Below are 26,717 nucleotides of genomic sequence, written 5' to 3'. Positions count from 1 at the left end.
TTTGATTTTTGTTCATTATCTTTAAGTTAACTTAACCCTCATATTATGATAAAAGTTCTAAGACTTCAAAAAGCTGTATACCTTATAATTTTGGGTGTTATAGGATTAATTGCCTATAAAATTATGGAGGCTAATAAAATAGACTGGGCGGTATACATCCTTCAGTTCTCTGGTCTACTCTTTTTAATAGGGGCAATATTGATGGTATACCCCATTTTTTTTGCTAAAAAGGTAAATGCTGAAGAAGTTCAGCTGGATCCTGAAAAGCATGAAGAAGATGCTGACCCTAGTGTTACAACAAGCCGCCCATAAATGGGTCGGTAATAGAAACTTCTCCGGTCTCCACATGCCCTGCAAATTGTCTGCTATAGCCTTCGTATTTGACTGCTGTTACGGTAAAATCGTACCATGAATTGCTGTTTTTTAAATTGATTATGATCTTTAGTTTCTGCAAAGGTGCTAAGGTAATGTGCTTTGGATGGGTGCTTTTGTAAACCTGGTCGGCAATCTCTAGTTTAACCTCTTTGTTTTCTTTGTTTTCCAGAAACAGTTCGATGTTGCCAGTCGGTTTTTTACTTAAGGTCCCGGCATTTTCATACTGGCAATTGATATTTATGGCAGGATCATTTTCATTGCCTTTAAAGCGACGGAAAAAGCCATTTGGTCCATTAACGTTCAGGTCGTAGTTATGGTTATTAAAGGACGCTAATTTTAAATTATCCGAGACCTTGTCGCCAGCCAGCACCGCATAATTCCAGGTTTTTCCTGCAATACCGTTATAAATATTTGAGGTGTGCAGTAAAAATGGAGCGCCTACAGGGACAATTTTTTGACCAAAATTTCCTTTCCCAGCTTCAAACTGAAGCATTATGTTTTCTTTTTTTGCATCCAGACTGCAAGCTGCAAATAGCTCATAAGGAAGTGCACATGCCTGTTTAGTACCTTTTTCCTGTTGTGGCATTAAGGATGAAGATAAAGGGGAGAAAGCAGGATTTGAGTTGATCTTTTCTATGTCTTGTTGTGATAAAGGATTGGGTTTAACCTGAGGCGGTTTATTCCTTGCATTGGTGATATTGATTAAAACCTCTTCTTTATTTAATAGGGGCGGTACACCTGATTGGTTTCCAGTAGCCGGCCTGAAAGCAGATGTTAAATCACCACATATCGCTCTTCTCCAGCTGCTGATATTATTACTTTTGATCGTTTTTCCTGTTTTTTTACTTAAAAATTGCTCCAAAAACATCAGGCATGAGGTATGATCAAACACCTGTGAATTTACATATCCGCCTTTGCTCCAGGGAGAGGCAATGAGCATTGGTACTCTATAACCCAGTCCAATTGGACTATCTTTTTTCAATTCATAATCTACAGCAACATCAATCTTAGTAGAAACTTTTCCAGTATCGGCAGCATTTGGTTTAGGTACCACATAAGGAGGTACATGATCAAAATAACCGTCATTCTCATCATAAGTGAGGATGAAAATGGTCTTTTTCCACACCTCCGGATTTTTGGTTAGGATATCTATTGCTTCAGAAACGTACCAGGTTCCATATAAAGGCGAGCTGGTGTGGTCAGAGAACTTTTCGGGAGCAACCAACCAGGAGACTGTGGGTAGCTTCCCATGATCCACATCAGATCTGAATTGATGAAATATATCGTGTTTAGGGATGGCAATGGTTTGTTCCTGACCATTGTCATCTTTAAAAGTAAAAGGGGTTAGCGCCAGGTAATTCTCTGGAGCATTAATGTTTGTCGCAAATGCTTTATCGATCAGGTTCTTCTCTTTGGAAGATAGGTTATCGTATTTGGCTCTAACCTGTTCGGACGTTAATGGTGGATTTGCCGTATCATCGCCGTTTTTTCTAAAATAAGCAGATAGTTTAACGTGGTAACGTTTTACATATTCAAGGGCGTTATCGCCGTAATTTCCTAGCCAGTCGTCTATACCTTCGCCTTTCAGATCCGAAGTCCACAATTCATTTTGGTAGATCTTCCAACTGATGTCATGGTCTTCTAAAAGTTCTGGAAAAGTATGCCAGTCTACATAGACATTTTTTCTTGATTCGGCCTGACTATTGTTTACAGCTGCGGTAGCTGTTCCGTTTTGCTCAGGTCTGATGGTGCCCGACCAAAAAAATAAGCGGTTAGGGGTTGTACCTGTTAATGACGAACAGAAGTGATGATCGCAAATGGTAAAGGCATCTGCCATGGCGTAATAAAAAGGCACGTCAGTCCGGTCATAATAGGCCAGTGACATTACAGTTTTTACAGGGACCCATTTATCATAACGACCTCTGTCACGTGCTGCTAACTGGTCGTTCCAGGAGTGCGGTAATCCACCTTGCCAGGTGATTTTGGTTTTATTAATATCAACATGAAAAGGTGCATAGGTATTGCCTATATCATCCTTTTGTAGCCACACTTTATTTTGATCAGGAAGGGTAAAAGTTCTAGGATCGTTAAAGCCGCGTATACCTTTAAGCTTCCCAAACATATGATCAAAAGAGCGATTTTCCTGCATTAGAAACACAATATGCTCTGCATCCTGAAAAGTGCTCCCCGGATCGGCGCTAATCGCCATGGCTTTTTGAATGGACATCGGAATTACATTAGGTAAACCTGCTGCGCCTGATAATATTGCTGCCTTTTTAAGAAAATCCCTTCTTGAGTTCATTTGGTTTTGCTTGGTGTTCAAAACCAAACTTAACAATAATCTTTATATAAAAAAATGCTGTGTTTATTATATAAATATGATCTTTTCGTTTAGATGATCAACCCTGCAAAGCCTTCCAAATGACATCGTAAACTTGGGTTGCAGTTCTATTTTCCGAGTTTAACTCTGGCTCGGTAATTAAAACAGGATGGAAATCTGGAGGGGTATTTAGGCTACCATGTGAGCCTTTTATCAGTGTTGCATCCAATGGGATCACATCCATGATGTATCTGAAGCCAGCTTTTTTTCTAAGCAGTTTGTAAGCAGCCCTTGGTTTAGATGACATGAACATTTCAACGGGGTCATAACCCGGTTTTTTATGGATATCAACGCATCTGGCATAATCGGGAGCTTTGGCATCGTCGAGCCAAAAGTAATAGGTAAACCAACTTTCTGGTTTGGCAACCAATACAAAATCTCCCGCCCGGTCATGGTTAATACCATGTGCTTTTTTACCTTCTTCATCCAAAACAAGTGCAATACCTGGACTCTGATTGAGTATAGTTTTTACCTGTTCTGTTACAGATTTATCATTGATGTAAACGTGGGCAATCTGATGATCGGCAACAACAAATGCTTTTGAAGCACCGGCATCTAACAATTCCAATCCACGTTCTGTACGGATTTGCAATAGTCCTTGTTCCCTAAAAGCACGGTTTAAATGTACAGGGTTGTTTACAGGTGTAATGCCATATTCTGAAAGAACGATCACATTGGCATTCTTGCTTTCATAAAAGCCAATTAATTCTTTTAGTATAGCATCTATTTCGTTTAATTCTTTGCCAATATGATTAAAGTCGGGGCCAAATTTTTGCAGACAATAGTCTAGATGTGGTAAATAGATTAGCGTTAAAGTGGGATCGTAAATTTCATCGGTTAGCATTGATGCATCGGCGATCCATTTCGATGATTTTATATTTGCTCCTGGTCCCCAAAACTGAAACAAAGGAAACTGACCTAGTTTTTCTTGTAAAATATCGCGTAGTTCTGCTGGTTCTGAGTAGCAATCTGGCATTTTTCTGCCGTCGGCCAGGTAGTTTGGACGTGGTGTTACCGAATAGTCTGCATTGGAGTACATATTGTACCACCAAAACATATTTGAGCAGGTAAAGTTTGGGTTTTCCTTTTTCGCCTGATCCCAGATCTTTTCAACTTGCACGAGCTTGTTTGATTGCTTCCAGAATTTAATCTCGGCATCGGTTTCGTCATACCATCCATTGCCAACTATACCATGTTCGGTAGGTTGCTTGCCTGTTAAGTAGGTTGATTGTACTGCAGTGGTTACTGCAGGTAACATAGGAGCTATGGTACTCAGTTTTTTATTTTTAATATACTGCTCTAAAAATGGCGTATGTTTTCCAATCAAGTTTGCGGACAGTCCAACAACGTCTATAACTACAGTTTTCTTCATCTAAATAAATTGTATCTATGCCAAGGTATCAATCACCCAGTTTAGCTCATTGCTGATCGATTGGGCAATCGGTAATTTTATTTGTTCAGGTAATACCTCCCAAGTGTAGGTTTCGACTTCCAGGTGGTTGGTAAAAGGTTTGTTTTTTTGTAGCTGAAGTAGGGTGGTAATGTCATCCTGTGTAGACTGTAGTAATCCGATTTCTTTAATTGAAATGGGTACATGAAAATGCGAGCGCCATTGTTCAATATTTTCGCGGTCAAAGTCTTCAAGCGCCTGTGGCAGGTCGGGGTATCGGATTAAGGAACCATCTTTTTTTAGGGCCACCACCTGATGTAAGTAGGTAGATTCATTAAATGTAGAGAAACTCGTTTTTATAGCTAATTTTTCTGCTATTGATCCCTTTATATCGGCCTTTAGTGCAGCGCTGATCTGGATCTTGCCAACCCCAATTCCTTTTTGTTCCAGTTCTGCGAGCACCGCTTCATGGTTTTCGTAACCGATGGCGAAATGGCATACATCATAACACAAGCATAGGTGCTTTTTTATGTGATCTGTAGCATGCTGAGTTGAAATGTTGAATTGTTCTGCCAGGATTGGAGCACCCAAAACCAGAAGGTCGTTTTCAAACCAATCGATAAACTCTCTTCCCGTTTCCAGTATCCCATCTGGTTCAGGTTCTATATCGAGATGTAATAGCTGTCCGGTCTCCTGATGAATGGTCATCAATAAGCCAATCAGGGTTATGATATTTAGCGTAGCCGCTTCTTTTGCATTGTTAAAATCTGCCTCATTTCTGAACCAATGTCGGTAACTAAGAGGAGAGGTAGAAATGCCGCCGTCCATACCTTGGGGTAGTAATGCTTTCAGGATATGAAACAGCCGTATGGTATAATCCTTGCGCTCATCGGTAGTCCAGTCCGGTGTATGTACATGCTCTTTCACAACGGTATGATGAAAATCTCCATAAGGGAAACCATTCATGGTAAAAACATAGGCGTCATTTTCTGTTAACCACTGCTTAAATTGCAATAAAGTCTCCTCATTTCTCAATTCCAGACTGGCTTCATTAGAAAGTCTTAATCCGAGCCCTAATGGTTCGTTCGGGGCAATGGTTTGTTTTATAACAGGGAAGTTTTGTTTTAAGGCATTAAAATCTTCCTCCCAGTTTTTGCCTGCATGAATGTTTGTACAATAGGTTAAATGGCCTGTGTTTACTTTCATGTTAGTGATTTATGGAGTTTAAAACCAGGTTGTTTTTCGCAAAATTGGCTACATAATCACTCGCTTTAATCAGGAGTTGATGATCCATTTCATGTACTTCTTTTCCAGTGCCCAGGTCTGTTAACAGTGTAATCGTTAGTTTACCGCCTAGATGTTCCTGAAATTCTGTTAATCCTTTTAAAATAGGTGATTGAGTATCCTTAATCTGGATGATAGGATCGGTGATTTCGAAGGACAGCTGTAGCATTACAGATAGTATGCGCTGCAATTTATCCTCAGTTAGTAAACCTGCAAAAAAGGAATAAGTACTGTCAAGTGCGATCCCCATTGCTACAGCTTCGCCATGTAAAACCGTAAATTGGCTCAGCTGTTCCTGTTTATGTGCACTCCAATGGCCAAAATCTAATGGCCTTGCAGATCCGGTTTCAAAAGGATCCGCCCCGGCAATATGGTCTAGATGTAGTTTTGCACAATGTTTAATCAGGTAGTTCATGCTGTCTGTATGCTTTGAAGCCAACTCATTTGCATGATCTTCTATCCAGTAAAAAAACGCTGGATCTTTAATGAGGGCAACTTTTATGGCTTCCGAAATTCCGGATCGGTAATCTCTGTCACTTAGGGTTTGTAAAAACTGTTCGTCGTTAAATACGGCGGTAGGAGGGGAAAATGTTCCTAGGAAGTTCTTTTTCCCTTTGTAATTGATGCCGTTTTTAACGCCGATTCCTGAGTCGTTTTGCGACAATACGGTAGTCGGGATACGGATGTGTTTAATCCCTCTGTGCGATACTGCGGCGGCATAACCGACCAAATCAAGTACAGCACCTCCACCGATGGCAGCAATATAGGAGTGCCGGTCTATACCATGAACATCTACCGCATCAACCAGTTGCTCAAATAACTGGGGATCGTTTTTTGAGGCTTCGCCACCCGGAATGATCATGATATCGTTGATCAGGTTTACTTGACGATGCAGTTCAAAATACGCTTTGATATCCTTGGTCAAATTTGGGTGTGCAATGGCTACACCTTCATCAATCACAAAGAATATTTTTTGGCTTCCTTCTGCCGGTCTTCCTTTAAAAAAGTCAGCAAGGATAGTATTGGTGCTTTGGAAAAGGGAATTGGTAAAATATATTTTGTAGTCAAATTTGACACTAAAAGACTGTTCTAAAAAACTCATAAAAATGCGAACTAAGTAACGGCAAATGCTTTGCCTAATAGTATGGATATGGGTAATAAAATGACGATAAATATGGCAACGTTCCATACACCAAAGGCTGCGGCCCAGGATGCATTCATTAAAATTAGGGCAATAACACCTGATTTCACGGCTTTTCCTATGTTTTTACCAACTGGAAACTGGATGGCGATGAGTAGGGGCGTAAAGATCATCAAGGTAAATGGAACTATAAAAATAAGTGCAGACAGGAGGTTGCCCTTGGTTTGTGCAATGACTAAAATAGCCGCAATAACCACAGTATAAAGCACTGAAGCAAAGTAAAGTGTTTTTTTACTGCCCCCATGTACTTCCCCTCTGCTAATCATGGTGATTGCAGCGATATAAATGATTGGAACAATGGCTAAAAACCACCACTGTTGTATGGCTGTAGGGATGATGCTTATGCCTAATAGTAAATTTAAACCACGGCATAACCCCATATTTAAGGGACCGAAAATTGCACTGTGTTTTAAGAATTTGTTATAAATCAGGCAGCTTACCATGATCGCCACTGCCAGGTATTGCGAATTTGAATTGTAAAGGCCCGCTGCAAAAATGCCGATAAAGAAAAAGATGCCGCCAAAAATCGTTGCCGCTTTTTTGGAGATTAGTCCACTCGGAATAGGGCGTTCGGGACGTTCTTTGGCATCCAGATCTGCATCAAAAACATCATTAAGGATAATTCCACCACTGTAAAGTCCTATCGTAGATATACACAATAGGATAACAGGGAGCAAAGAAATTTGTGGCCCAGTACCCCAACCGAAAGTTCCAGGAGCCAGTTGTATAAAATAACCTGCAATGGCCATTCCAGCCATTACATCAGCAACCGCTGTAATCACATTGGCTGGGCGCATTAGCCTCAGGTATCCCAATAGTTTTTTCATGATAAGATTATGAAATAATGATTGAATTCTTGTCTACTCTTGGTTGTTGCCCCCCACGTAGGATGGAGTTGCTTGCAAACTTCTGACTTTGATCAATATTTTTAATCGTAGTAAAGTCATCTTCATTGATTTGTCCACTTTGCGCAAATGCGGTAATGGCATTGCGATAAGTAACTAGCTCAATATCGGCAAGGCTAATGCCCGATCTTTTCATTAAAGCGGCAGTTTTAGGAATAGCCAAAGGATCGCTAATGCCCCAATCGGCAGCAGAATTGATCATGATTCTTTCCGATCCATACTGTTTAACCACTTCTACCATACGTTCATTTCCCATTTTTGTAAAAGGGTAAATGGTAAAGGCAGCCCAAAAGCCTCTATCGAGTACTTCTTTTACCGTTTCCTCATTGTTATGGTCTACAATGACCATATGTGGTGCCAAACCCTGTTCGATGGCTATGTCCATGCTCCGTTGTGTTCCTTTTTTCTTATCGCGGTGTGGGGTATGAATTTGTACCGGAAGGCCAGCTTCAAGGGCAAGATCCAGTTGCAGTCGATAATATTTCTCTTCAGCTGCGGTCTGATCATCAAAGCCAATTTCGCCGATTCCGACTACACCTTCTTTAAAAATAAACTGCGGCAAAATTTCCATGACCTGCTCAGCCAGTTTTTCATTGTTGGCTTCACGGGAGTTTAGTCCTATTGTGCAGTAGTGTTTAATGCCAAATTGCGATGACCTAAATCTTTCCCAACCAATCAGGCTACTGTAATAATCGGTAAAGCTGTCTACACCGGTTCGCGGTTGTCCAAGCCAAAAGGCAGGTTCTATCAGGGCTACAATACCGGCATCGGCCATGGCCTGATAATCATCCGTAGTTCGGGAGGTCATGTGTACATGCGGATCGAAGAACTTCATTCCGCTGATATCGTTCAGGTCAAGGGTAGTTTGTATTTTTTCGCCCTTGTTTCTTTCCTCAAAATTCTCATTACAGCACATAGTTCATTTTATATTTGTGGGTTCATTTGTTGTGTCAATTGATAAATCTCTGGTGCTACAGTTCTATGCGCAGCCAAACGTTCCTGTATATAATCCATTAAGGTTTCAGACAGGGCAGGGTTTATTCTTTCGTAAAGTCCGTAGATTTTGTCCACCTCTTTTTCAGTAAAAAAGGCTTTAAGCACCAGTTGGTTCCATGAAGGTGTGGATAGGAATTTAGCGGGATAGGGATTGTGGTACATAATGGCCTCTAATACGGTTCCTATGTTACTTCTTATCCCTTCTTCGCATCTTGCAATCCATTCTTCGGGGTAACAATAAAAGGGTAGGGCAGAATATAACGCTACTTGTTCATTCATCTCTGCAGTCGCAAATAAGCCGTTAATCTTTTTTAAATAGTTTTCTTTGTCTCCTGCCGGGACTTGCATCAAAAGCCAAACGCGACACAGCCTGTCGATTGTCCAGTTATTAAGCTCCAGACCGGACATGGATAGGTTGATCTCTGTTACTTCATTACTATTTAGCTCAACAATATTCCTTCCTGTTAATCTTGAAAGCTGAGAAAAGCTAAGATTCAGTTGCATTGACCTTTCTTCAGCCTTTACTAAATTGATCTTTTTTTCCAGCCAGTCCCAGGCATCACTGCTTAGGTTTCGTTTAATGATTTGCTGGAAAAGTTTATACAGATTTATATCTATTACAGGCATTTTACTTAGTTAACAGCTACAAAATAGTTAATTGCAAGCGCTCCGCTAATGATTAGTAAGCCGAAAAATTCTCTGGTTTTCTCTATATAAGGTTTTGTAGCCTGCATACTTTCTACCAGGCTAGGCCTTTTATAGCGTAGTATCCAGTCTCGTACACCATCTTTAACAAAAAATAAGATTATAGCATAAATCACATAGAAGGATATGGCCGCAAGGTACACAGTAGGGTAAAAATGATTAAATACGGCAAATCCACAACAGATGGATGCAATCATATAAATCGGTACCCAGAGCCAGGAATCACTATCATTTAGGTTTACATAAGCGAATAAAATAAAGGCAATGCAAAAAATGGAGTTTAAAATACTCAGTAGCATAACAATGAAGTTTATATTTGTGTGTTTAGTATATACAAATAAACAGATTATTAAATCGATTTAGAAGTATCGTAGCGTATTTTAGTTTTTTTATTGATTACATTAAGAATTGCAGGTGGAGAAAGAAATCAATGCCCTAACACATGATTATACTTTAGCGAATTTTAACATTTCGGCATTAACCATATCGGAGATATTAAAACATAGTAAAGTTGGTGCGGATACAGGAGTGAAGGGGTTTTATGAGCTTTCGCCAATGGAGATTGCGGTAAACTTCTCGGTTTTTAATGATACATCTGTTTCGATGACTAGTCAGGTGGTAACCATTACCCAAACCAGGGATCGGGTAATGTTGTCATGTACCTGTATGTCGGGCAGTAATGGATTGTGTGAGTACCAGGCCAAAGTATTGTACAACATCATGAACCGGCAGCCCTTGCGCTTGTTTTTTGATGAAACTCTGCGGTCTAAAAAGCTGAAAGAATTTGCAATTGATTACGGACTGGAAAATGAGGGGCACCTGGATGATCATTTTCAGATCGATTATATAAAAGGTGCGCTGGAGATCAGCCCCAAAGTGAAAGCCTTATTTCCAATTAATAAAAAAACGAAGCAGGAACTCGGCGAGGCGCTGCTGCCAGCTAAAGAATGGCCAATATCAGCAGGCGGTTTAATTAAGAAGGATGTAAAAACGATAGTTGTTTTTAGTCAGCATCGTTTTTACAGTCACCTAACTGTATCCCTTTACGAAGGTTTGGCGAGCAAGGATGGTAAGATAAAGAACCCTTTAAAAAGCCTTGATCCATCAGAGATGATCTGGCGATCAGAAAATAGCAGCGAATTAAAATTCCTAAACGGGATATTAAAGTTTCAGAACAATTATAATGCAGAGGCTTCTGAATCTGATTTGGAAGGCTTAAAGGCCTTGGCTAAAAATCCGCTAGGGTTGGATATCTACATGCACGACAGCAAGGTGTCGCCCAATATATCGGCTAGTTCCATCACTAGGGTAAAACTTAATGTACTCGGTATCGACCTGATTTTGTCTGTTAATGAAAAGGGGGATTTTTATGAGGTGTCGGGTAGGTTGATGTTGGATGGACAGTCGCTAGCCATCGAGGATTTGGTGATTAAGCACCATTATTTTATTCGGTTAGATAACAACTTATACCTGATTGATAATCCTGCTTTTTTACGGGTAATTGATTTCTTTAAAAAGCATTATGATAAGATGCTGATTCATAAATCGAAGTTTGATGAGTTTTATGAAACTATTCTTTCGAAGTTGGAAGAGAAGGTTAAAATCAATTATTCGTATTTAAAACCAGCTACAAAAACGCAGATCGAAGAAAAGGGGTATGACCTGGAAAATGAGCAACTGATTTATTTATCCGAGTCGGAAGATTTTGTGCTGATTACGCCTGTAATGCGTTACAGCAATACCGAAATCCCTGTGCTTTCTAGAAAACAAATCATTGGGAAGGATAAATATGGGAATACATTTAAATTGCGTAGAGACGAAGAGCAAGAGCTGCAATTTGTATCCAATATTGCGAAACAACATCCCTTTTTTGAAGAACAATTGGATGAGGAAATGAAAATGGATTGCTTTTATATGCACCGCAAACATTTCCTGGATATAGGATGGTTTTTAGATGCTTTTGAGGCTTGGCGAAGTAAAGGTATTACCATTATGGGCTTCAATAAGTTGAATAATAATAACCTGAGTCAGTTTAAAGCTGATATATCGATTAAGGTGATTAGTGGTATTGATTGGTTTGAGACGGTTGCAAAAGTTGAATATAATGGTGAGGCCATCTCTTTAAAACACCTACACAAATCTATCCGCAACAAGAGTAAATTTATCAAGCTGGATGATGGAACGATGGGGATTTTGCCGGATGAGTGGGTAGAGAAATTTACCAGTTACTTTAGTGCCGGAGAGGTGGTTGATGATACTATTCATACACATAAGATCAATTACAATATGATCGCGGAGTTGTATGAAGAGCAGCTTTTTGATGAAGCGGTAAAAGATCAGCTGGCGATGTATCGTGGGAAATTATCTGGGCCGGAAAGTATTATTCCGGTAAAAATACCAGATACCTTAAATGCAGAGTTGCGGGGATACCAGCACGATGGGGTAAATTGGCTTAACTTTCTGGATGATTTTAATTTCGGGGCCTGTTTGGCTGATGATATGGGATTGGGTAAAACCATCCAAATCATTGCTTTTATACTTACTCAAAGGGAGAAATCGGCACATAACACCAATCTGGTTGTGGTGCCAGCTTCTTTAATTTTTAACTGGCAGGCAGAGGTTGCTAAATTTGCCCCTTCTATTAAAATACGGACCATTTATGGTGCCGACAGGTTGAAAAATAGTCATGAATTTGATCAATACGAGCTTATTCTTACTTCTTACGGAACTTTATTGGCTGATATCAACTTTCTGAAAGCCTATAGGTTTAATTATGTGTTTTTGGATGAGTCGCAGACGATTAAAAACCCTGATTCTCAGCGTTACAAGGCAGTACGGCTTTTACAGTCTCGGAACAAAGTCGCTTTAACGGGTACGCCGATAGAGAATAATACTTTTGATTTGTATGGACAGATGTCGTTTGCCTGTCCGGGATTACTGGGGAGCAAGCAGCAGTTTAAAGAATTGTACTCTGTACCTATTGATCAGTTTAAGGAGACAAAGCGTGCAAAGGAATTACAGCAAAGGATTAGCCCTTTTATTCTGCGCAGAACTAAAGAGCAGGTGGCAAAAGAATTGCCGGATAAAACGGAAATGGTGATTTATTGCGAAATGGGTACTGAGCAGCGAACGGTGTATGAGGCTGCGGTGCAGGATATCAAAGATTATATAGAAGGTGTTGCGGAGGATGAGTTGCAAAAAAGCAGTATGCATATTTTGCAGGGCATCACCAGATTGCGACAGATTTGTAATTCGGCCGAATTGCTAAAAGACGATAAGTTTTATGGCAATGCTTCTTCTAAGATGGAAACATTGCTGGAACAGATAGAAAATAAATCGCCGAACCATAAGATATTGGTTTTCTCGCAGTTTGTGGGGATGCTTGACCTGATCAGGAAGGAGCTTTATGAACGGGGCATTGCCCATGAGTACCTGACTGGACAAACCAGGAATAGAGCAGGAGCAGTGGCTTCATTTCAGGATAATCCTGAGGTCCGCGTATTTCTGATTAGCTTAAAAGCTGGTGGGGTAGGGTTAAACTTGACTAAGGCCGATTATGTTTACATTGTAGATCCATGGTGGAATCCTGCAGTAGAAAATCAAGCTATTGATCGTACTTACCGAATAGGGCAGGAAAAGAATGTGGTTGCTGTACGGTTAATTTGTCCGGATACCATTGAAGATAAGATCTTGAAGCTGCAAAACACCAAGAAGGATTTGGTAGATGACCTGATCAAAACGGAAACATCTATCTATAAGACGCTATCGAAAAAGGATTTGCTGGGATTGTTTTAATAAAGCGAGGGTATAAGTACTTGTTTATACCCTCGCCTTATTAAGTTCTGATAATTATTCTGTAATCACAAAACTGCGTTTTTGTGTAAAGGGGCGGTTAAACATATCGGTAGCTTTTACTTCTATAGTATGTTCGCCAGCTGATAAGTTGGTTGCAATTTGACCTTTCCACAAGTGCGTGCTTTTTGCAGGGTTAGATGGTCTTCTTGCTTTCAGTTTTTTATCGGATATGCTTTTCCATGTCGCCACTTCTGCAAGATAGAATGGATCAAATTCCATGCTTTGTTCCAGGTTTTTCCATTGGTTGCCATCTATACGGTATTGTACTTTGTCATTTTTAGCACCCGTGTAAAAATTCACATAGACATAGGCTAGCGTATCACTATTCCGTTTTAGTTTTTCAGGTGCTGTGATTCTCATTTGCTCTGCAGCATCTTTACCTGCGACTTTATAATCGATTACATATTGGTTTCCTTTAAAATGAATAAAGCCGTAGCCTTTAGGCGTTCCATCACGCATGGTAGAAATGGGTGTGCCGTTTTTGTCGCTAAGGCCGGAATAAAAATCTCCCGAAGCTGTTCCGATATTAAAATGATGGTGGGGTTTATCCTGAAGCCATTCTGTACCTTTCACATAGAAATCCTGACGCTGCATATGGGTATGTGCGGAAATGGAAAGTGTATTTGGGAAATCTTTAATGGCATTGAATAATCTTTTTCTGGTGGACGAACTGAAAAGAAATTCAGGCTCACTCATGGGAATATGCATCGTCATTACAATCAGGTAGTCTTTAGGGACATGCTTCAAATCATTTTCTACAAATTTCAGTTGATCTTCTCTTAAACCGCCGTAATAGCCACGTCCGTCGCGTGGGTCTGGATATAATACATCATCGAGTACAATGAAATGTACTTTTCCATAATTGAAAGCATAGGTGGTGGGACCAAAATGAGCCTCAAAAGATTCATCAGATAAAGAATCAGTAGTTGCATCAGCATCTAGGTCGTGGTTACCCATCATGTTGTACCATGGGATCCCTACGCGTTTTACCGCGGCAGTATAAGCCGGAAACAGATCAAGCTTATCGCCTACTTCGTCGCCCATGCTGATACCAAAGGAGACATCTTTAATGCCTTCCACTTCGGTAATTACATCGCGTACAAAGTAATCTACCTGCTCCTGGTTATATACTTGTGGGTCGCCAAAAATAAGTGCAGTATAGTTGTCTTTTTCTGTTGATGGTTTTAGGGCAAAATCAATAGATTTTGGCAGAGGGCCTGTAGGTGGCACTCCTTTGTATTTTAAAATTGGTGAGCCTTGTGGTTTGTGGATGTAATAATATTGAGGTAGGTTATCTGCGTTTAATGGCACCTGATAACCGGTAGGTTTAATTACGCTAATGATGTTGTCGTTGCCAATAGGTAATTGGTAAAAACCTTTGCTATTGCTGCGGACAACTTCCTGTCCGTTGGTTACCGAGACGTTAGGGATACCTTTTTCTGTTTGATCTCTTTTGCCATTTCCGTTTGTGTCGTTAAATACGTAGCCAGAGGCTGTGGTTTGGGCGTGTAGGGAGAAGGATGTAAGTATAAGAATGAAGAAACTAAATTTTCTCATTTAAATAGGATTTAAAAGTATTCATGGGTGTTTTTTAGGCACCCATGAAAAGCAGAGATATTATTTCGTATTTGTGTATTTATAAACGGATATTCTACCGTCACTGTTAGCGCTTAAGGCAAGGTAAGGGATGCCATCTGATGCCACCTTCATGTCGAATGCATTAACCTTTCCGGAAATGACAATTCTTGGTGTATTCCAGTTATTGGTGATGGTGTTTAAAGTCCTCATGTAAAGTCCCGTTGTATTGGCATAAGCGAAATATAATTTACCATCTGGAGCTATAGCGAGTGCGTATTTTTCATCCTGATCCTGACTGCTTCCGGCTGATCCTATTTCTACCCAGTTTGTACCGTTGAATTTCATAATCCTGTTTAAACGCTGACTGGAGGATACAGTTTGAAAACCAATATAGGCTGTGCCATCTGTGGCCACTGCTCCTATTACTGAGGTGTAACCAGGTAGTCCATCGGAAGCCCTGAATCCTACGGGGCCAACGGGCTGCCAGGTGTTGCCCACGAGCTTGAACATGCTTACGTTGGAGCTTCTATCGAGGATAGCTAGGTATGTTTTCCCGTTTAATCCTCTAAATATCCTACAAGCTATTAACAAAGGATTGGCGGTAGCAGGAGTTACGTTGCCCCATATTCCGTTTGTATAATTGGACACATACAAGGACCTCCTTGTGAATCCTGGGGTAGTCTGAATAGATAGTGCAATGATAGGTTGATTGTTTTCACCAATTGCAAATGAGTATTTGTCAGCTTTCATTGGTGTAAATCTTTCTGTTCCCACATTTATCCATGTATCATTTACATATTTTTTTACGGTAGCTCTCTCGTCAGAATTGAAATAGTCTTTGTATCCTAAGTATGGGGTGCCCTCTTCACCAAAATCTATGACTGGTTCATCAGCTTTACCGGGAGAAATTCCTGTCACTTTGCCCAGATTTTCCCATCCTGTTCCGTTATAACTGATGACACCAACCCTTCTTAATGAGTCTGGAACAGTTACGCCGGCATCATCGCTTGGTCCCTTGTAATAGGTTACATACGGCATTTTGCTGAAAGGGTGTATTGCCAGTTTAATTCCGTTTGTTTTGAAAGGAACAATGCTTTTCTCACCGATTATCCACCATTTTGGACCTATAAATGAAAGTTGCACATTAAAATTTAGTGGGGCTGGTAGGCCTGCATCAGTAAAGCTATATACCACAGGATTCCCGAAATTATTGGATGTTACTTTGCTTTCCTGGTTTATGGGGCCTACTTTTAAGGTAGATCCAGTTGTAGTTTGAAACCTTGCTACCAATTTTGTTAAATCAATGGTTTCATGAACGGAAATGTCAATGGTTAAGCCTCTGATTACAGCCTGATAATCCTCTTCAAGGACACCTGGGTTATCAGCCTTAAAGAATCCGAAAGATTGAAGGGCAATTTTCTTCTCTATCCGAACTGAATAACTTCTTGTGCTTTTGTCTTCAGCTTTTACTTTATACGATATAGGTTGACTAAAATCCTGTTCAGAAATACCTGATTCCTGGACTTTAGCGTCAACCTGTACAATTGTACGTGGGTTATCTATCGTAAAGCTGGCTTTCAGATTCGTAACATCAATTTCAGTTGGCAGTGCTACTATAATTTCGTCACCTGAGATTACACCTGGGTATTCCGTTTCCGTATTTGATGCACCTTTAACAATGAATTTAAAAGATTCGATTCCTTTGCCATACATAACAGGATCTTTTTTACAACCGCTATTAAGGCCAACTACAATAAGCAGGAATAGGGTTGTGATATTTTTAATAGTCTTCATAACAATTAGTTTAGTGTCTTAAAATTTTCAGGCAACAGTACGGCTTTAATCCCAGGGGTATCTATTAGATACTTTTTAGCATAATCAGCAACCATTGCCGGAGTGATTTTATTGATCATATTTTCGAAATCATTGAAATAGCTGTAGTCCTTAAAACCGAAATAAAACTGATTTCTTAGGGCCGAACTCCAAAAGAGATTTTTATCTGCTTGTTTCTTGTATCCGTCGATTTGCTGTACCTTGATGTTAGTTAGGTCACTGGCAAAATAAGCTGGATTATCGGCAACCTTTTTAACTTCAATTTGTGCCTGTTTAATCAGAAAATCTGTTGATTCAGGAGCGCAACTGAAAGAAATTCTTGCACGGATTAAAGGATTGGGCACGCTAGTTGAAGAAATAGATACACCTACTCCATATACACCTGAGTTTTTCTCGCGAAGGTTTAAACGTAACTTTACTTTTAAAACTTCTTGTAACATCGTTTGTACCAAAATATCTGGATAATCATAATTTACCTTATTGCTTTGGTGGAAAAGGTTTACTGTGCTTTTTGGAGCGGCACCTGCATAGATCAATATATCTTTTGCAGAACTGCCGCCAACAGGGCCTTTATACTCGAACTTATTGTTGTAATCCCCGGCAGGTAACCCTCCAATGTATTGTTCTATTAAAGGTTTAATACTGTCCAGGTTAAAGCCCCCAACAATTACAAACTGAAAGTCCTTAGCAGAACCAAAACGGCTTTTAAAAATAGGAATAACGTTTTTTAAGTGCGCTTCCTTGCTTAGCCTTTCTGCGGACATCTCTGATGCATAATCATCATCACCTTTTAATAATTCGCTAATGGCTTTGGTGTAAGTGTAATTTGGTGATAGTTTGTTATTTTCAAGCTGCTCCAACGATTGACGCTTTGCTTGTTCAAAAGTGATTGGATCGGCATTTGGGTACATCCATTTCAGGTATATCAACTGAAACATAGTTTTAGCATCTTTCCAGTCGGCACTGCTCACTACACCTTCCCTTGAACTGGAAAGAACCAATGTAGCGGAGGCTGAGTTTCCGGTAAGAAACTGAGTCAAGGCACGGCGACTAAAATCACCAGCGCCACTTAAACCGGTTACCGGTTTAACAAATTGTGCCGTTACATACTGTGAAGAGTCAAGTGCATAAATGCCACCTTTCCTAAAACCGGATAAGGAAATATAGTTTTTTCGCTCTGCAGTTGGTTTCAGGTAAACAATGGTGCCATTGGCCAAAGTCCATTTGGTGACACCAATAGCCGAAAGCAGTTCTTCTTTAACTACTTTTCCTGTTACGGGTTCTTGTGCAAGCAATTTAGCGGGAACAGTAATCTGATCTGTCCATGAAGCAACCTGCTCAGTGGCAGCTTTAGCAAACATAGCCTTTAAAGCCGTTTGGCTAGGTAAATTTGCCTTATCCTTTTCTGGAGCTGTAAGTAAGACTACTGTATTGCCGGCTTTGTTTACCGATCTTAAGAAATTCAATAAAGTAAGTGAATCAATCTGTGGGGCATATTTTAAAGCAAGTCTGTTGCGCTCTTCTTTTGCCAGCATGGTACTTCCATTGTAAAAGACATCATGAATCTCGTTCATATAGGTCTCGCCAGCAGTTTTATCTTCTGCAGCTACTGAGCGTTTAATTGCAGCAATGTATTCGTCTCTATATTTGTTAACCTCATCGTTGGTCAAACCGTAACGGCATATCCGTTGGGCTTCGGTTAAGTATTGGGCAATTCCTTCCTTAACCTTATCATGGTATAAGGATGCTCCACCCGAGACGATGCCGTTCTTTAATACAATATTGCTAACCGAGAAGCTGCCCTCTTTAAAGTCATTTTGCAATTGGGATACTCTGCTAAACCGACTTTTGGCCAAAGCATTAAAAAATGTCCTGATCAATTGATCTTTGTAATCCTGCTCGGTTTTAATGGAGTTAAATGATTTGATCTTATTGAAGACACTTAGTTCTATTGCATTGGCTTCTTTATCTGTAAGAATAGAAAACAAGGTATCTCGGTGTGCAGGCAATTCGTAATAAAGCCTTGGAGATTTGCTTTTAGCCTTATACTGGTTAAATTCGGTTTTAATATACTCCTCTACTTTTTTAGGATCAATATCGGTTACAATGGCAATCGACATTAGATCCGGACGGTACCATTTCTCATAAAAATCAACGATAGTCTGGCGCTTAAAGCTTTTCAGTATATCTACTTTACCAATAGGTAAGCGTTCGGCATATCTTGATTTATTAAATAGTACGGGCAAGTACTGCTCTCTTAAACGGTTCGCTGCCCCTTGCTTGCTGCGCCATTCTTCAATTACCACACCTCGTTCCTTATCTATTTCATGGCTGTCGAAAGTTACTCCAAATGCCCAGTCCGCCATAATGTCTATAGATTTCTCCAGGTTTTTCTCATCCTTGGTATTGATGCTGATCTTATAAACTGTTTCATCAAAACTGGTGTGCGCATTTAGGTCTGCACCAAATTTTACACCTTTGGATTCCAGAAACTCAATCACATCATTTTTTGAATAATGCTTAGTTCCGTTAAAAGCCATGTGTTCAATAAAGTGGGCTAAACCCAACTGATCAGGTTCTTCCTGTAAAGAACCTGCGTTTAAAAACAACCTTAATACTGAGTTTCCCTTCGTTTTGTCGCTCTTGTAAATGTAATAGGTAAAACCGTTTTTAAGTTTCCCTTTTACGAGGTTAGGATCTTGCTGTAATTGCTGGGCGTAAATGTTGGAATTTAAAATTCCCAACGCCGCCAGCGTTAATACTATAAAATTTATTTTGTTCCTCATCCGTCTCCTCCTTATTTTTTGGTGATAATCAATTGTTTTTGTAGTTGATCAGGCCCCGGAAGACCAAGGATGAAATTTTTACTGTTACTGATTAAATTTATGGTGAGACGGTTGTCCTTTGCGGGGTCTACTGGAACATCCTTCCATGCAATACGAACAGAGCGTTCAAATATTCCTTGTGGGAAATTAAGGTTTGTGCTTTTGTTTAAGAGCACAAAGTCACGTCCCTCTTGAAGCCCATCGCCAAGTTTAATTTCATATTGAACATCAACAGGTTCAAATAATAGTTCCGAGCTGAGGTAAACCATATAATCTACCGTATCCTTGCGGTTACTCAGTACTTCAATTAAACTTTTGTTTTCAAAATTGATATGAACAAATGGGGTGTCATAGGGCACATTCTCTTTAGAACATGAAGCCATAAGGAATAATACCGGTAGGGTGACAGAGGCTAATAAATATGTTATTATTTGTTTCATTTTCTTAATTAGTTAAAGCCCGGATTTTGAATAATTGCTTTGTTTGCTTCTGCCTCTTTACCCGGTATCGGTAAAATAAATTTATCGTTAGGGTAAGTAAGGCTACATACTGTGGCATTACAATCTGAACCTCGTATTAGGGGTTCTTTGCGTCTAACAATATCAAATAAACGATGACCTTCAAAGCAGAGTTCGCGGTTCCTTTCATCAGCGATTTGTTTATATAGATCTGCAGCTGAGCCATAGTTGATGGTGATAGTTTTAGTTGGGTGAGCCCTTTGTGAAATGATACGCAAATCTTCTGCTGCTTCGGGGTATTTTTTTAAGTTCCAATTGGCTTCAGCACGATTTAAGTAAAGCTCTGATAAGCGGATAATCTGTATAAGTGGTGGTTTTAAGGCGCTTACTCTTCCATCTGCATATTTGGTGGTGATTAATCTTCCCTTATTGTTTCCATTTTTAGGGGTAAGAAACATGTTCGTTAATCGGATGTCATCATCATCAAATAAGAATTTTGCTTTTGCGGAAATGAGATAGGAGGCGTTGGTAGTGTCAGAAAATACAGTATAGATGTTTGTTGAGGAAGCTGAAAGTCCGGAATTGGTTAACTCGAAAATACTTTCAGGTTTATTACCACCCACAAGAAATACATATTTGTAATCAGCTGCAACAGCAAGGTGGTTACGATTGTCATTAATGACCAGAGTCGCATTGGCTACACTTTTTTCCCAGTCTCCCTGATATAGATATACGCGAGAAAGCAAAGCCAAGGCAGCTTGATAGCTAATGGTGGATGGGGTGGTGTGATTTGCATATTGCTGCAACAACGGTAAAGCATTATTCAGGTCTAAAAGAATCTGATCGTATGTTTGCTTCATCGCTTTTCTGGGAACTAGTTCACCTGGACTAGGCGTTTTAGTTAAGACTGGTATGCCCAAATGTGAGGCATCTGCGGTATAATTGTAAGGTTGTGCATAAATCCTGCTCAAGTCGAAATGACACAATGCCCTCATAACCAGCCCTTGAGCGGTAAGGGAATCGAGTGTTTTTGTTTGATCCGGGAATTTTGTTTTTAGTTCAGGAATAGCATTTAAAACGTTGTTTACATTGTTTATTGCTTCGTAGATGTTCAACCAGATATGTCCAACGGCAAAAGCATCGTCACCGATTATACTCTGAAAGTTAAACTGTGGCAACATAACCGTAGAGCTGGTTCCACGGATGAGGTTATCGGAGGCCACATCGGCATACATGCCGAATTCATTTTTATAATAGTTAAGCATTACATTGTATGATCCATTAATGGCTAGTTTAGCACCATTTACGGTTTCAAACAGGGTGTTTTTTCCTGTTTTTCCAAAGGGTTCTCTTTCTAAGAACTTTTTGCAGGAAGTCAATGTGATAGACACAAGGGTAAGCAGGGTTAAAGTATAGCTAATTTTTTTCATCACATTTTCTTTTATAAACTAACATTTAAACCAAATGAAAGTACAAGTGGCTGTGGATATGGGGTGAATGAGTTTTTGTAATCGTTACGATCCGATTTGCTGGTGTATGGCGTCCAAGAACCAACATTATCTGCTTGCAGGTAAACATTTGCACCATTCAGATGAATATGTTTGATGAACTGCTTAGGTAAAGTGTAGTTCATACTAATGTTGCTTAAGCGTAAGATGGTTTTTTTATGCAGGAAACGAGTAGAGTTCCGCGCGTTGTTTTCATTGATACCTAATGCGCTTTTAGGTATATTGCTTAAGTCTCCAGGCTCTCTCCAGCGATCCAATAGGTTGGTAGACTGATTGTTGTCGGCAAGGTTACGCCCATCGGATTCAGAATCACGTTGTAGTGTGCTGAAAGAATAGCCACCAACATTGTAAACCAATAAAGCCGATAAAGTAATAGATTTATATTGAAAAGTATTGGTCATACCGCCAAAAAAATCGGGTGTTGATGAACCCACTGTAACGCGGTTGGCTAAATCAAATGCTTTGGTGATATTGCCACGGTCATCATACCAAAGCGGGCCACCATCTCGAGGATCTACACCTGCCCAACGTACCAAGTAAAAGGTATTGGCATCTTTTCCAACTTCTCTGATCGTTTTGTCCAATACCTTAGTATTGTTGTTGTATAGCTTTAGTATTTTGTTTGTATTTCGTGCAATGTTAAAATTTGTTGTCCACTGAAAGTCTTTATTCTGGATATTTTGGGTAATTAAATTCATTTCAATTCCACTGTTTCTCACCGATCCGATATTTTGGTCAATGCTTGTAAAACCGGTAGTACGGGTAACATCAACTTCATCCAGCAGTCCTTTAGTTGTTTTTCTGTATATGTCCAAGTCTAGGGATACTCTTTTAAATAGACCTATACTAATTCCTCCATTTAAGATATAGGTAGTCTCCCAGGATAATACTGGGTTTTCTCCACTGGCCATTACTGCGCCATCTATATCGTTGTAACTACTGCCGATTACATTTAAGTTATAAATTCCTTTTGCTTTGTACGAACCCATTCGTGAATTACCATTGGTACCATAGCTTAATTTGATTTTGGCAAAATCAAATTGTTTGATTTTCCAGAATTCTTCGTTGCTGATAGTCCATGAGGCACCTACCGAATTGAAGGTTGCCCATTTCACGTCAACGCCAAAATCCGAATTGCCATCTCTACGGAAACTACCCAGTAAACTGTATTTTTTGGATAAAGTGTATCTGAGCTGTCCGTAATAAGAAATGCCTGTTTTCTGTTCACCTGAAAAAGTTGGGGTGATTCTAGTTGCATAATTTGGATCCCGAATATCATCGTTTTCAAAGCCAAATCCGGTTAGAGAGTTTGATGCCCTATCGTCACTTCTTGCTTCGGCACCAAGTAGTGCTGAGAAATCATGCTGGTTAATGGTTTTATCGAAATTAAGGCGTTGCTGGCTGTTCCAGTTAAAAGACCTGCTTCTTGCAAATGTTGCTTTACCTTCGTCCTTATTGCTATTAGAAAACATAGAGCCATAAATATTCTCTTTGATCTTGCTATAGTCTATTCCGTTGGTACTTGTAAAGCTAAGTCCAGATAAAATTTTAAAAGTACCACCAATATTTCCGTTGACCACATTTGCTTTCTGTGTGTTATCGTCATAGTTTGCTTCACGGAGTTTATTGTAAAATGCGGCTACGAAAGATCCATCGGGTAGATATGGGCTGTCTATCGGTCTGTTTATGTAATAACTACTGCCTGGATTAAAGATGTCATTAATATTCCTGGAAACACCTACTCTAAAAAATAGATCAATGGAGTTATTGATTTTTTGATCTAAGTTAATCCTGGCGGAAAGCCTTTCGACTTGATTTTTGATCATAATCTGTTTTTCATTATAGTAACCACCAGAAATATAATACTTGGTGTTTTTATAACCTCCAGAGAAGGAAAGATTATGCGAAGTGTTTACTCCTGTCCGGAAAAATTCGTCATACCAATCGGTGTTGGTCGTGCCTAAATCTGGTAATTTAGATTGGTCTAAGGCCGGGTTGTTCTTATATGATTCAATATAGAGTTCCCTATAATCATCGGCATTAAGTACGTGAAAGCGTTTATTATTGATGAGGTTCAGTCCGGTTCTAAAGCTATAGCTTAATTTTTTTTCACCAGATTTACCTTTTTTGGTGGTAATTAATACTACTCCATTTGATCCGTCTGCTCCATAAATGGAAGTTGCCGTAGCATCTTTTAATACCACTACTGATTCAATGTCGCTTGGGTTTAAATAGGTTAATGGACTAATACTTGTATTTACACCAAGAATCATGTTGGTTTGATTTCCTGTATTTAAAGGGATTCCATCTAAAACCCATAGTGGCTCGTTAGATGCACCAAAAGATGCTTCGCCTCGTATTCTTGTTTGAAACCTAGGTCTGCCGCTACTCGTATTGTCAGCCCCATCTTGAATCCCATATTGCAGGCCTGGAACAAGGCCTTCCAGTAAGGCATCAATTCTATCTAGTGGTTTTCTTTCCAAATCTTTGCTCGTTACCACGAAAGCGCTACCAATTTGGTTTTCTTTTCTCTCAGATGTACCGTAAGCTGTAACGATAACTTCATTAAGATCGCTGGCAGTTTCCATCATTATTACATCAATTGTCTTGTTCCCATTGATGGCTACTTCTTTAGTTCCATAACCTATCATCGAGAATATCAATGTACCATTGGCAGGCGCCTGAATAGAATAAGCCCCATTTCCATTTGTAGCCACAGCTTTCTTTGTGCCTTTTACGGTAACCACCACACCTGGAAGCATCGTTTCAGACTGGCCGGGACCTTCCTTTGATTTTACAGTTCCTTTGACAATGATTTCTTCCTGGTTAGCATTTATGCTTGTCTTCGTTTCAGAAATAATTACTGTTTTGTCTATGATTTTATAATCAAGCGCTTTCCCTGATGTTAATTGCTGTAGCGCATCTCTCAGATCTACATTTTTTAGTTCCAGGCTAACCTTCCCTGATTTTTTTAGTACAGCAGCATCATATAGAAAAAAGAAGCCTGTTTGTTTTTTAATATCTACGCACACGCTTTCTATACCTGCATTACGCACTGATAGGTTTACTTTTTGGGCATAACCTGAAGCTTGTGCAGCCAGGCAGCCAATCGTTAATAAGAAAATAGTTAACCTCATAACTAATAGTAGTTTTCTATTAAATGACCTACATTTTCTCGCACACTTGCCGAGAAGGATTTGTTTCATATTTTTGTATGTGTTGGTTTTGAAAAATTGGTTGAATTAGATAGCGATCAAATAAGTACGGCCACACGATTTGTCCGGGAACATTGGCGTGTTCCCGGATTTTTTATGTCTGTTCTTAAGTTTTTTGGGTTAGTAAAAGTTTATTTCATGTGGTTTAGGTTTTAGTTTTTATTTATTAATATTTACGGTTACGGTTTTGCCTTTTAGACTATATTCTGTATCGCTAACCGTTTTTAGCATTTCCAATACCTGACTTAAAGTTGCTTGTCTCCGTATAGTGCCACTATATCTTTTTCGGTTTGGTTCCCCATTATAGACAATGTCTACATCATACCATCTGGAAACCTGATCCAGAATATCCTTGATCCGGTCTTCTTTAAAGTAAAATACACCCTCTTTCCAAGCGATTGATTTGTAGGTGTCTACTGCTCGAACCGTTAGATGTCCATCATAGGTAAATGCTTGTTGCCCTGGTTTTATCAGGCGTTGGCTTGTGCCTTCAGAAACCTTAATGGCCCCTTCAATTAGCGTAGTTTTACTATATGTCTGGTACGAGCTGATATTGAAATGAGTCCCCAATACTTCTACCTCAGTTTTGTTGAAGCTTACAATAAATGGGAGTGCCTTATTGTGTGCAACTTCAAAGTAAGCTTCACCAGTAAGCTCCACTCGTCGTTCATGCTTGTTAAAATTAGTTGGGAAACGTAAAGAAGATGCCGCATTTAACCATACCTGAGTACCATCTGACAATATCATTTTATATTCTCCGGCTTTTGGTGTTCTCAAGATATTATAGCCATCGCTATTGCTTGTTTTTCTTTTAGCGCTAAAGGCTAGAACGCCATTTTTAACACCTATTGCTACATTATCATCTTTAGCGGCTAATCCGAGATTTGTATCGCTAAGGTCAATGACCGATCCGTCTGCTAGCTCCAGCACTGCTTTTTTACTCCCCGGCATAATATCTTGAACTCCGGCTATTTCATTAATCTCCTTCGATTTAAGTTGTGCGCTATAAATATAAACCCCTATGCCAACGCTAATAATCAATATTGCTGCGGCGCTGTATCGGATTATTTTAGTCCATGCCAATCTTTTTAATGGTGTATGAACAATTTGTTTAGAAACCTCTTCCCAGCCTTTATTGACATCTACTGCATCTAAATAATTGACTTCCTGCTGCACATGCTCGGTATTTCGGAAGTATTCAACAAGCGCAGTGTTTTCAGGTGAAGCCTTGAGCCATAGTTCAAATTCTGCCTTCTCCTTGTCAGATAGCTCGTTTTTCAGAAACTTAATAATAAGTTCAGACGTGTGTTTAAAATTGTGCTGCGTTTCCATAGATACCTATAAGAAACCTGAAAAATGAAAGTGGGTGAAAGAAAGCTGAATTATTTTTAAATAATTTGATTATTTCAGCAGAAACACTGAAATAATAGCAAACAAATCTGGATTTAAACGCATTTTTAGTAACTGTAGGCCACGTTTTTTCTGAGTTTTAACGGTATTGATGCTAAGGCCTAGCTCGGTCGCAATTTGTGGATTTTTTAATCCTTCTAGGTATCCCATACGGAATATTTTCTGGCAATTGTCTGGTAAAGTAGTGATTACCTTATGCAATTCTGCCAGGACTTCTGACCTGATCATTGAGTTTAGGGCTACCGCATCTTCCGACGGCTCTGAGTCCTGTTCGTTTAAAAAGCCATGCTCCAGTTTTTGTCTGCGTAATTTATTCAGACATGCATTTCGCACTGAGGCATATAAAAACGCATTTACAGACGAAGCATTATGCACAGGTCTTTCATCCATATTCCAGTAGGTTACAAAAACTTCCTGAACAATGTCTTTGGCAGCGTCATCATCTTTTAAAAATTGAATCGCAAAATGACATAATTTGGCATAATTGTCCTTGAACAATTCTTCGAATGAATATGCCGTATGTGGTGTTTGTTCCCTCAATTCTATTGATGATGAATGAATTGCTAAAAATAGGGTTTATGAAGCGAATTTAAAAATGACCATTCCCGCATAAATAAGGAGGGGACGATATTAAAGATTGGCAAGCATAGCGGTTATTTGGTTTGGTATGCCAAAATGAGACATAAGTAGGCTAATTTGATTAAGCAATCTTCACCTTATTTTTCTTCAATTGCATAAACCAAAATAATATTTATTAAACTAACCATGCAATTATGACAAATCTAAGTTTAAATCCCCA

Annotated in this window: 18 protein-coding genes; 2 read left to right on the top strand and 16 right to left on the bottom strand. The window is 39.5% G+C overall.

Annotated features, from left to right (window positions below):
- Window positions 1-45 precede the first annotated feature (45 nt).
- Entirely contained in the window at window positions 46-312 is a 267-nt protein-coding gene (locus FBD94_RS14405) for an isoleucyl-tRNA synthetase (RefSeq protein WP_136880686.1), read from the top strand.
- On the opposite strand, the gene FBD94_RS14400 is transcribed toward FBD94_RS14405, so the two are convergent.
- The 8 genes from FBD94_RS14400 to FBD94_RS14365 form a co-directional block, all read right to left on the bottom strand.
- A complete protein-coding gene (locus FBD94_RS14400) occupies window positions 293-2,677 on the bottom strand; it encodes a phosphocholine-specific phospholipase C (RefSeq protein ID WP_136880685.1) in 2,385 nt (794 codons plus the stop codon). The genes FBD94_RS14405 and FBD94_RS14400 overlap by 20 nt on opposite strands.
- Window positions 2,678-2,774: 97 nt before the next feature.
- On the bottom strand, window positions 2,775-4,127 hold the full coding sequence (locus FBD94_RS14395) for an alkaline phosphatase family protein (protein WP_136880684.1): 1,353 nt from the start codon (window positions 4,125-4,127) through the stop codon (window positions 2,775-2,777).
- Window positions 4,128-4,142: 15 nt separating this feature from the next.
- Window positions 4,143-5,351 carry a metabolite traffic protein EboE gene (eboE, locus tag FBD94_RS14390; protein ID WP_136880683.1) on the bottom strand — a complete coding sequence of 403 codons (1,209 nt, stop codon included), beginning with the start codon at window positions 5,349-5,351 and terminating at the stop codon, window positions 4,143-4,145.
- 1 nt (window position 5,352) lies between these two features.
- Window positions 5,353-6,531, bottom strand: coding sequence for a 3-dehydroquinate synthase (locus FBD94_RS14385; protein ID WP_136880682.1), 1,179 nt, complete (start codon window positions 6,529-6,531; stop codon window positions 5,353-5,355).
- 11 nt (window positions 6,532-6,542) lie between these two features.
- Window positions 6,543-7,457: a UbiA-like protein EboC gene (gene eboC / locus FBD94_RS14380; protein ID WP_131608254.1), complete on the bottom strand. Its 915-nt coding sequence runs from the start codon at window positions 7,455-7,457 to the stop codon at window positions 6,543-6,545.
- A gap of 7 nt (window positions 7,458-7,464) precedes the next feature.
- On the bottom strand, window positions 7,465-8,451 hold the full coding sequence (locus FBD94_RS14375; RefSeq protein WP_136880681.1) for a TatD family hydrolase: 987 nt from the start codon (window positions 8,449-8,451) through the stop codon (window positions 7,465-7,467).
- A gap of 8 nt (window positions 8,452-8,459) precedes the next feature.
- Window positions 8,460-9,158 (bottom strand): EboA domain-containing protein, encoded by a 699-nt coding sequence (locus tag FBD94_RS14370; RefSeq protein WP_136880680.1) that lies wholly within the window; start codon window positions 9,156-9,158, stop codon window positions 8,460-8,462.
- Between the two features lie 5 nt (window positions 9,159-9,163).
- Window positions 9,164-9,535, bottom strand: a complete 372-nt coding sequence (locus tag FBD94_RS14365) for a transmembrane 220 family protein (protein WP_131608257.1) — start codon at window positions 9,533-9,535, stop codon at window positions 9,164-9,166.
- A 115-nt stretch (window positions 9,536-9,650) separates the two neighbouring features.
- Here FBD94_RS14365 and FBD94_RS14360 point away from each other — a divergent pair, with 115 nt between their 5' ends.
- Window positions 9,651-13,031, top strand: a complete 3,381-nt coding sequence (locus tag FBD94_RS14360; RefSeq protein WP_235884480.1) for a DEAD/DEAH box helicase — start codon at window positions 9,651-9,653, stop codon at window positions 13,029-13,031.
- Between the two features lie 54 nt (window positions 13,032-13,085).
- Here FBD94_RS14360 and FBD94_RS14355 read toward each other — a convergent pair whose 3' ends face one another.
- From FBD94_RS14355 to FBD94_RS14320, 8 genes are all read right to left on the bottom strand, one after another.
- A complete protein-coding gene (locus FBD94_RS14355) occupies window positions 13,086-14,648 on the bottom strand; it encodes a calcineurin-like phosphoesterase C-terminal domain-containing protein (protein ID WP_136880678.1) in 1,563 nt (520 codons plus the stop codon).
- A 60-nt stretch (window positions 14,649-14,708) separates the two neighbouring features.
- Window positions 14,709-16,463: a hypothetical protein gene (locus tag FBD94_RS14350; RefSeq protein WP_131608260.1), complete on the bottom strand. Its 1,755-nt coding sequence runs from the start codon at window positions 16,461-16,463 to the stop codon at window positions 14,709-14,711.
- A gap of 5 nt (window positions 16,464-16,468) precedes the next feature.
- Window positions 16,469-19,288, bottom strand: a complete 2,820-nt coding sequence (locus tag FBD94_RS14345; RefSeq protein ID WP_131608261.1) for a M16 family metallopeptidase — start codon at window positions 19,286-19,288, stop codon at window positions 16,469-16,471.
- An 11-nt stretch (window positions 19,289-19,299) separates the two neighbouring features.
- On the bottom strand, window positions 19,300-19,767 hold the full coding sequence (locus FBD94_RS14340) for a hypothetical protein (RefSeq protein WP_131608262.1): 468 nt from the start codon (window positions 19,765-19,767) through the stop codon (window positions 19,300-19,302).
- Between the two features lie 8 nt (window positions 19,768-19,775).
- On the bottom strand, window positions 19,776-21,215 hold the full coding sequence (locus FBD94_RS14335) for a RagB/SusD family nutrient uptake outer membrane protein (protein ID WP_131608263.1): 1,440 nt from the start codon (window positions 21,213-21,215) through the stop codon (window positions 19,776-19,778).
- An 11-nt stretch (window positions 21,216-21,226) separates the two neighbouring features.
- Window positions 21,227-24,430 carry a SusC/RagA family TonB-linked outer membrane protein gene (locus tag FBD94_RS14330; protein WP_169472311.1) on the bottom strand — a complete coding sequence of 1,068 codons (3,204 nt, stop codon included), beginning with the start codon at window positions 24,428-24,430 and terminating at the stop codon, window positions 21,227-21,229.
- A 237-nt stretch (window positions 24,431-24,667) separates the two neighbouring features.
- Window positions 24,668-25,840: a FecR family protein gene (locus FBD94_RS14325; protein ID WP_136880676.1), complete on the bottom strand. Its 1,173-nt coding sequence runs from the start codon at window positions 25,838-25,840 to the stop codon at window positions 24,668-24,670.
- Window positions 25,841-25,909: 69 nt separating this feature from the next.
- On the bottom strand, window positions 25,910-26,458 hold the full coding sequence (locus FBD94_RS14320; protein WP_169472310.1) for an RNA polymerase sigma-70 factor: 549 nt from the start codon (window positions 26,456-26,458) through the stop codon (window positions 25,910-25,912).
- Window positions 26,459-26,717 lie beyond the last annotated feature (259 nt).

The sequence above is a fragment of the Pedobacter hiemivivus genome (assembly GCF_005144565.1).
In the GTDB taxonomy this organism is placed as follows: domain Bacteria; phylum Bacteroidota; class Bacteroidia; order Sphingobacteriales; family Sphingobacteriaceae; genus Pedobacter; species Pedobacter hiemivivus.
This window is presented reverse-complemented; position numbering and strand designations above follow the sequence as displayed.

What these genes read in the sequence shown, in the direction of transcription:
- FBD94_RS14405 (WP_136880686.1), top strand. Translation starts at nt 46, where the DNA reads ATGATAAAAGTTCTAAGACTTCAAAAAGCTGTATACCTTATAATTTTG.
- FBD94_RS14400 (WP_136880685.1), bottom strand. Translation starts at nt 2,677, where the DNA reads ATGAACTCAAGAAGGGATTTTCTTAAAAAGGCAGCAATATTATCAGGC.
- FBD94_RS14395 (WP_136880684.1), bottom strand. Translation starts at nt 4,127, where the DNA reads ATGAAGAAAACTGTAGTTATAGACGTTGTTGGACTGTCCGCAAACTTG.
- eboE (WP_136880683.1), bottom strand. Translation starts at nt 5,351, where the DNA reads ATGAAAGTAAACACAGGCCATTTAACCTATTGTACAAACATTCATGCA.
- FBD94_RS14385 (WP_136880682.1), bottom strand. Translation starts at nt 6,531, where the DNA reads ATGAGTTTTTTAGAACAGTCTTTTAGTGTCAAATTTGACTACAAAATA.
- eboC (WP_131608254.1), bottom strand. Translation starts at nt 7,457, where the DNA reads ATGAAAAAACTATTGGGATACCTGAGGCTAATGCGCCCAGCCAATGTG.
- FBD94_RS14375 (WP_136880681.1), bottom strand. Translation starts at nt 8,451, where the DNA reads ATGTGCTGTAATGAGAATTTTGAGGAAAGAAACAAGGGCGAAAAAATA.
- FBD94_RS14370 (WP_136880680.1), bottom strand. Translation starts at nt 9,158, where the DNA reads ATGCCTGTAATAGATATAAATCTGTATAAACTTTTCCAGCAAATCATT.
- FBD94_RS14365 (WP_131608257.1), bottom strand. Translation starts at nt 9,535, where the DNA reads ATGCTACTGAGTATTTTAAACTCCATTTTTTGCATTGCCTTTATTTTA.
- FBD94_RS14355 (WP_136880678.1), bottom strand. Translation starts at nt 14,648, where the DNA reads ATGAGAAAATTTAGTTTCTTCATTCTTATACTTACATCCTTCTCCCTA.
- FBD94_RS14350 (WP_131608260.1), bottom strand. Translation starts at nt 16,463, where the DNA reads ATGAAGACTATTAAAAATATCACAACCCTATTCCTGCTTATTGTAGTT.
- FBD94_RS14345 (WP_131608261.1), bottom strand. Translation starts at nt 19,288, where the DNA reads ATGAGGAACAAAATAAATTTTATAGTATTAACGCTGGCGGCGTTGGGA.
- FBD94_RS14340 (WP_131608262.1), bottom strand. Translation starts at nt 19,767, where the DNA reads ATGAAACAAATAATAACATATTTATTAGCCTCTGTCACCCTACCGGTA.
- FBD94_RS14335 (WP_131608263.1), bottom strand. Translation starts at nt 21,215, where the DNA reads ATGAAAAAAATTAGCTATACTTTAACCCTGCTTACCCTTGTGTCTATC.
- FBD94_RS14330 (WP_169472311.1), bottom strand. Translation starts at nt 24,430, where the DNA reads ATGAGGTTAACTATTTTCTTATTAACGATTGGCTGCCTGGCTGCACAA.
- FBD94_RS14325 (WP_136880676.1), bottom strand. Translation starts at nt 25,840, where the DNA reads ATGGAAACGCAGCACAATTTTAAACACACGTCTGAACTTATTATTAAG.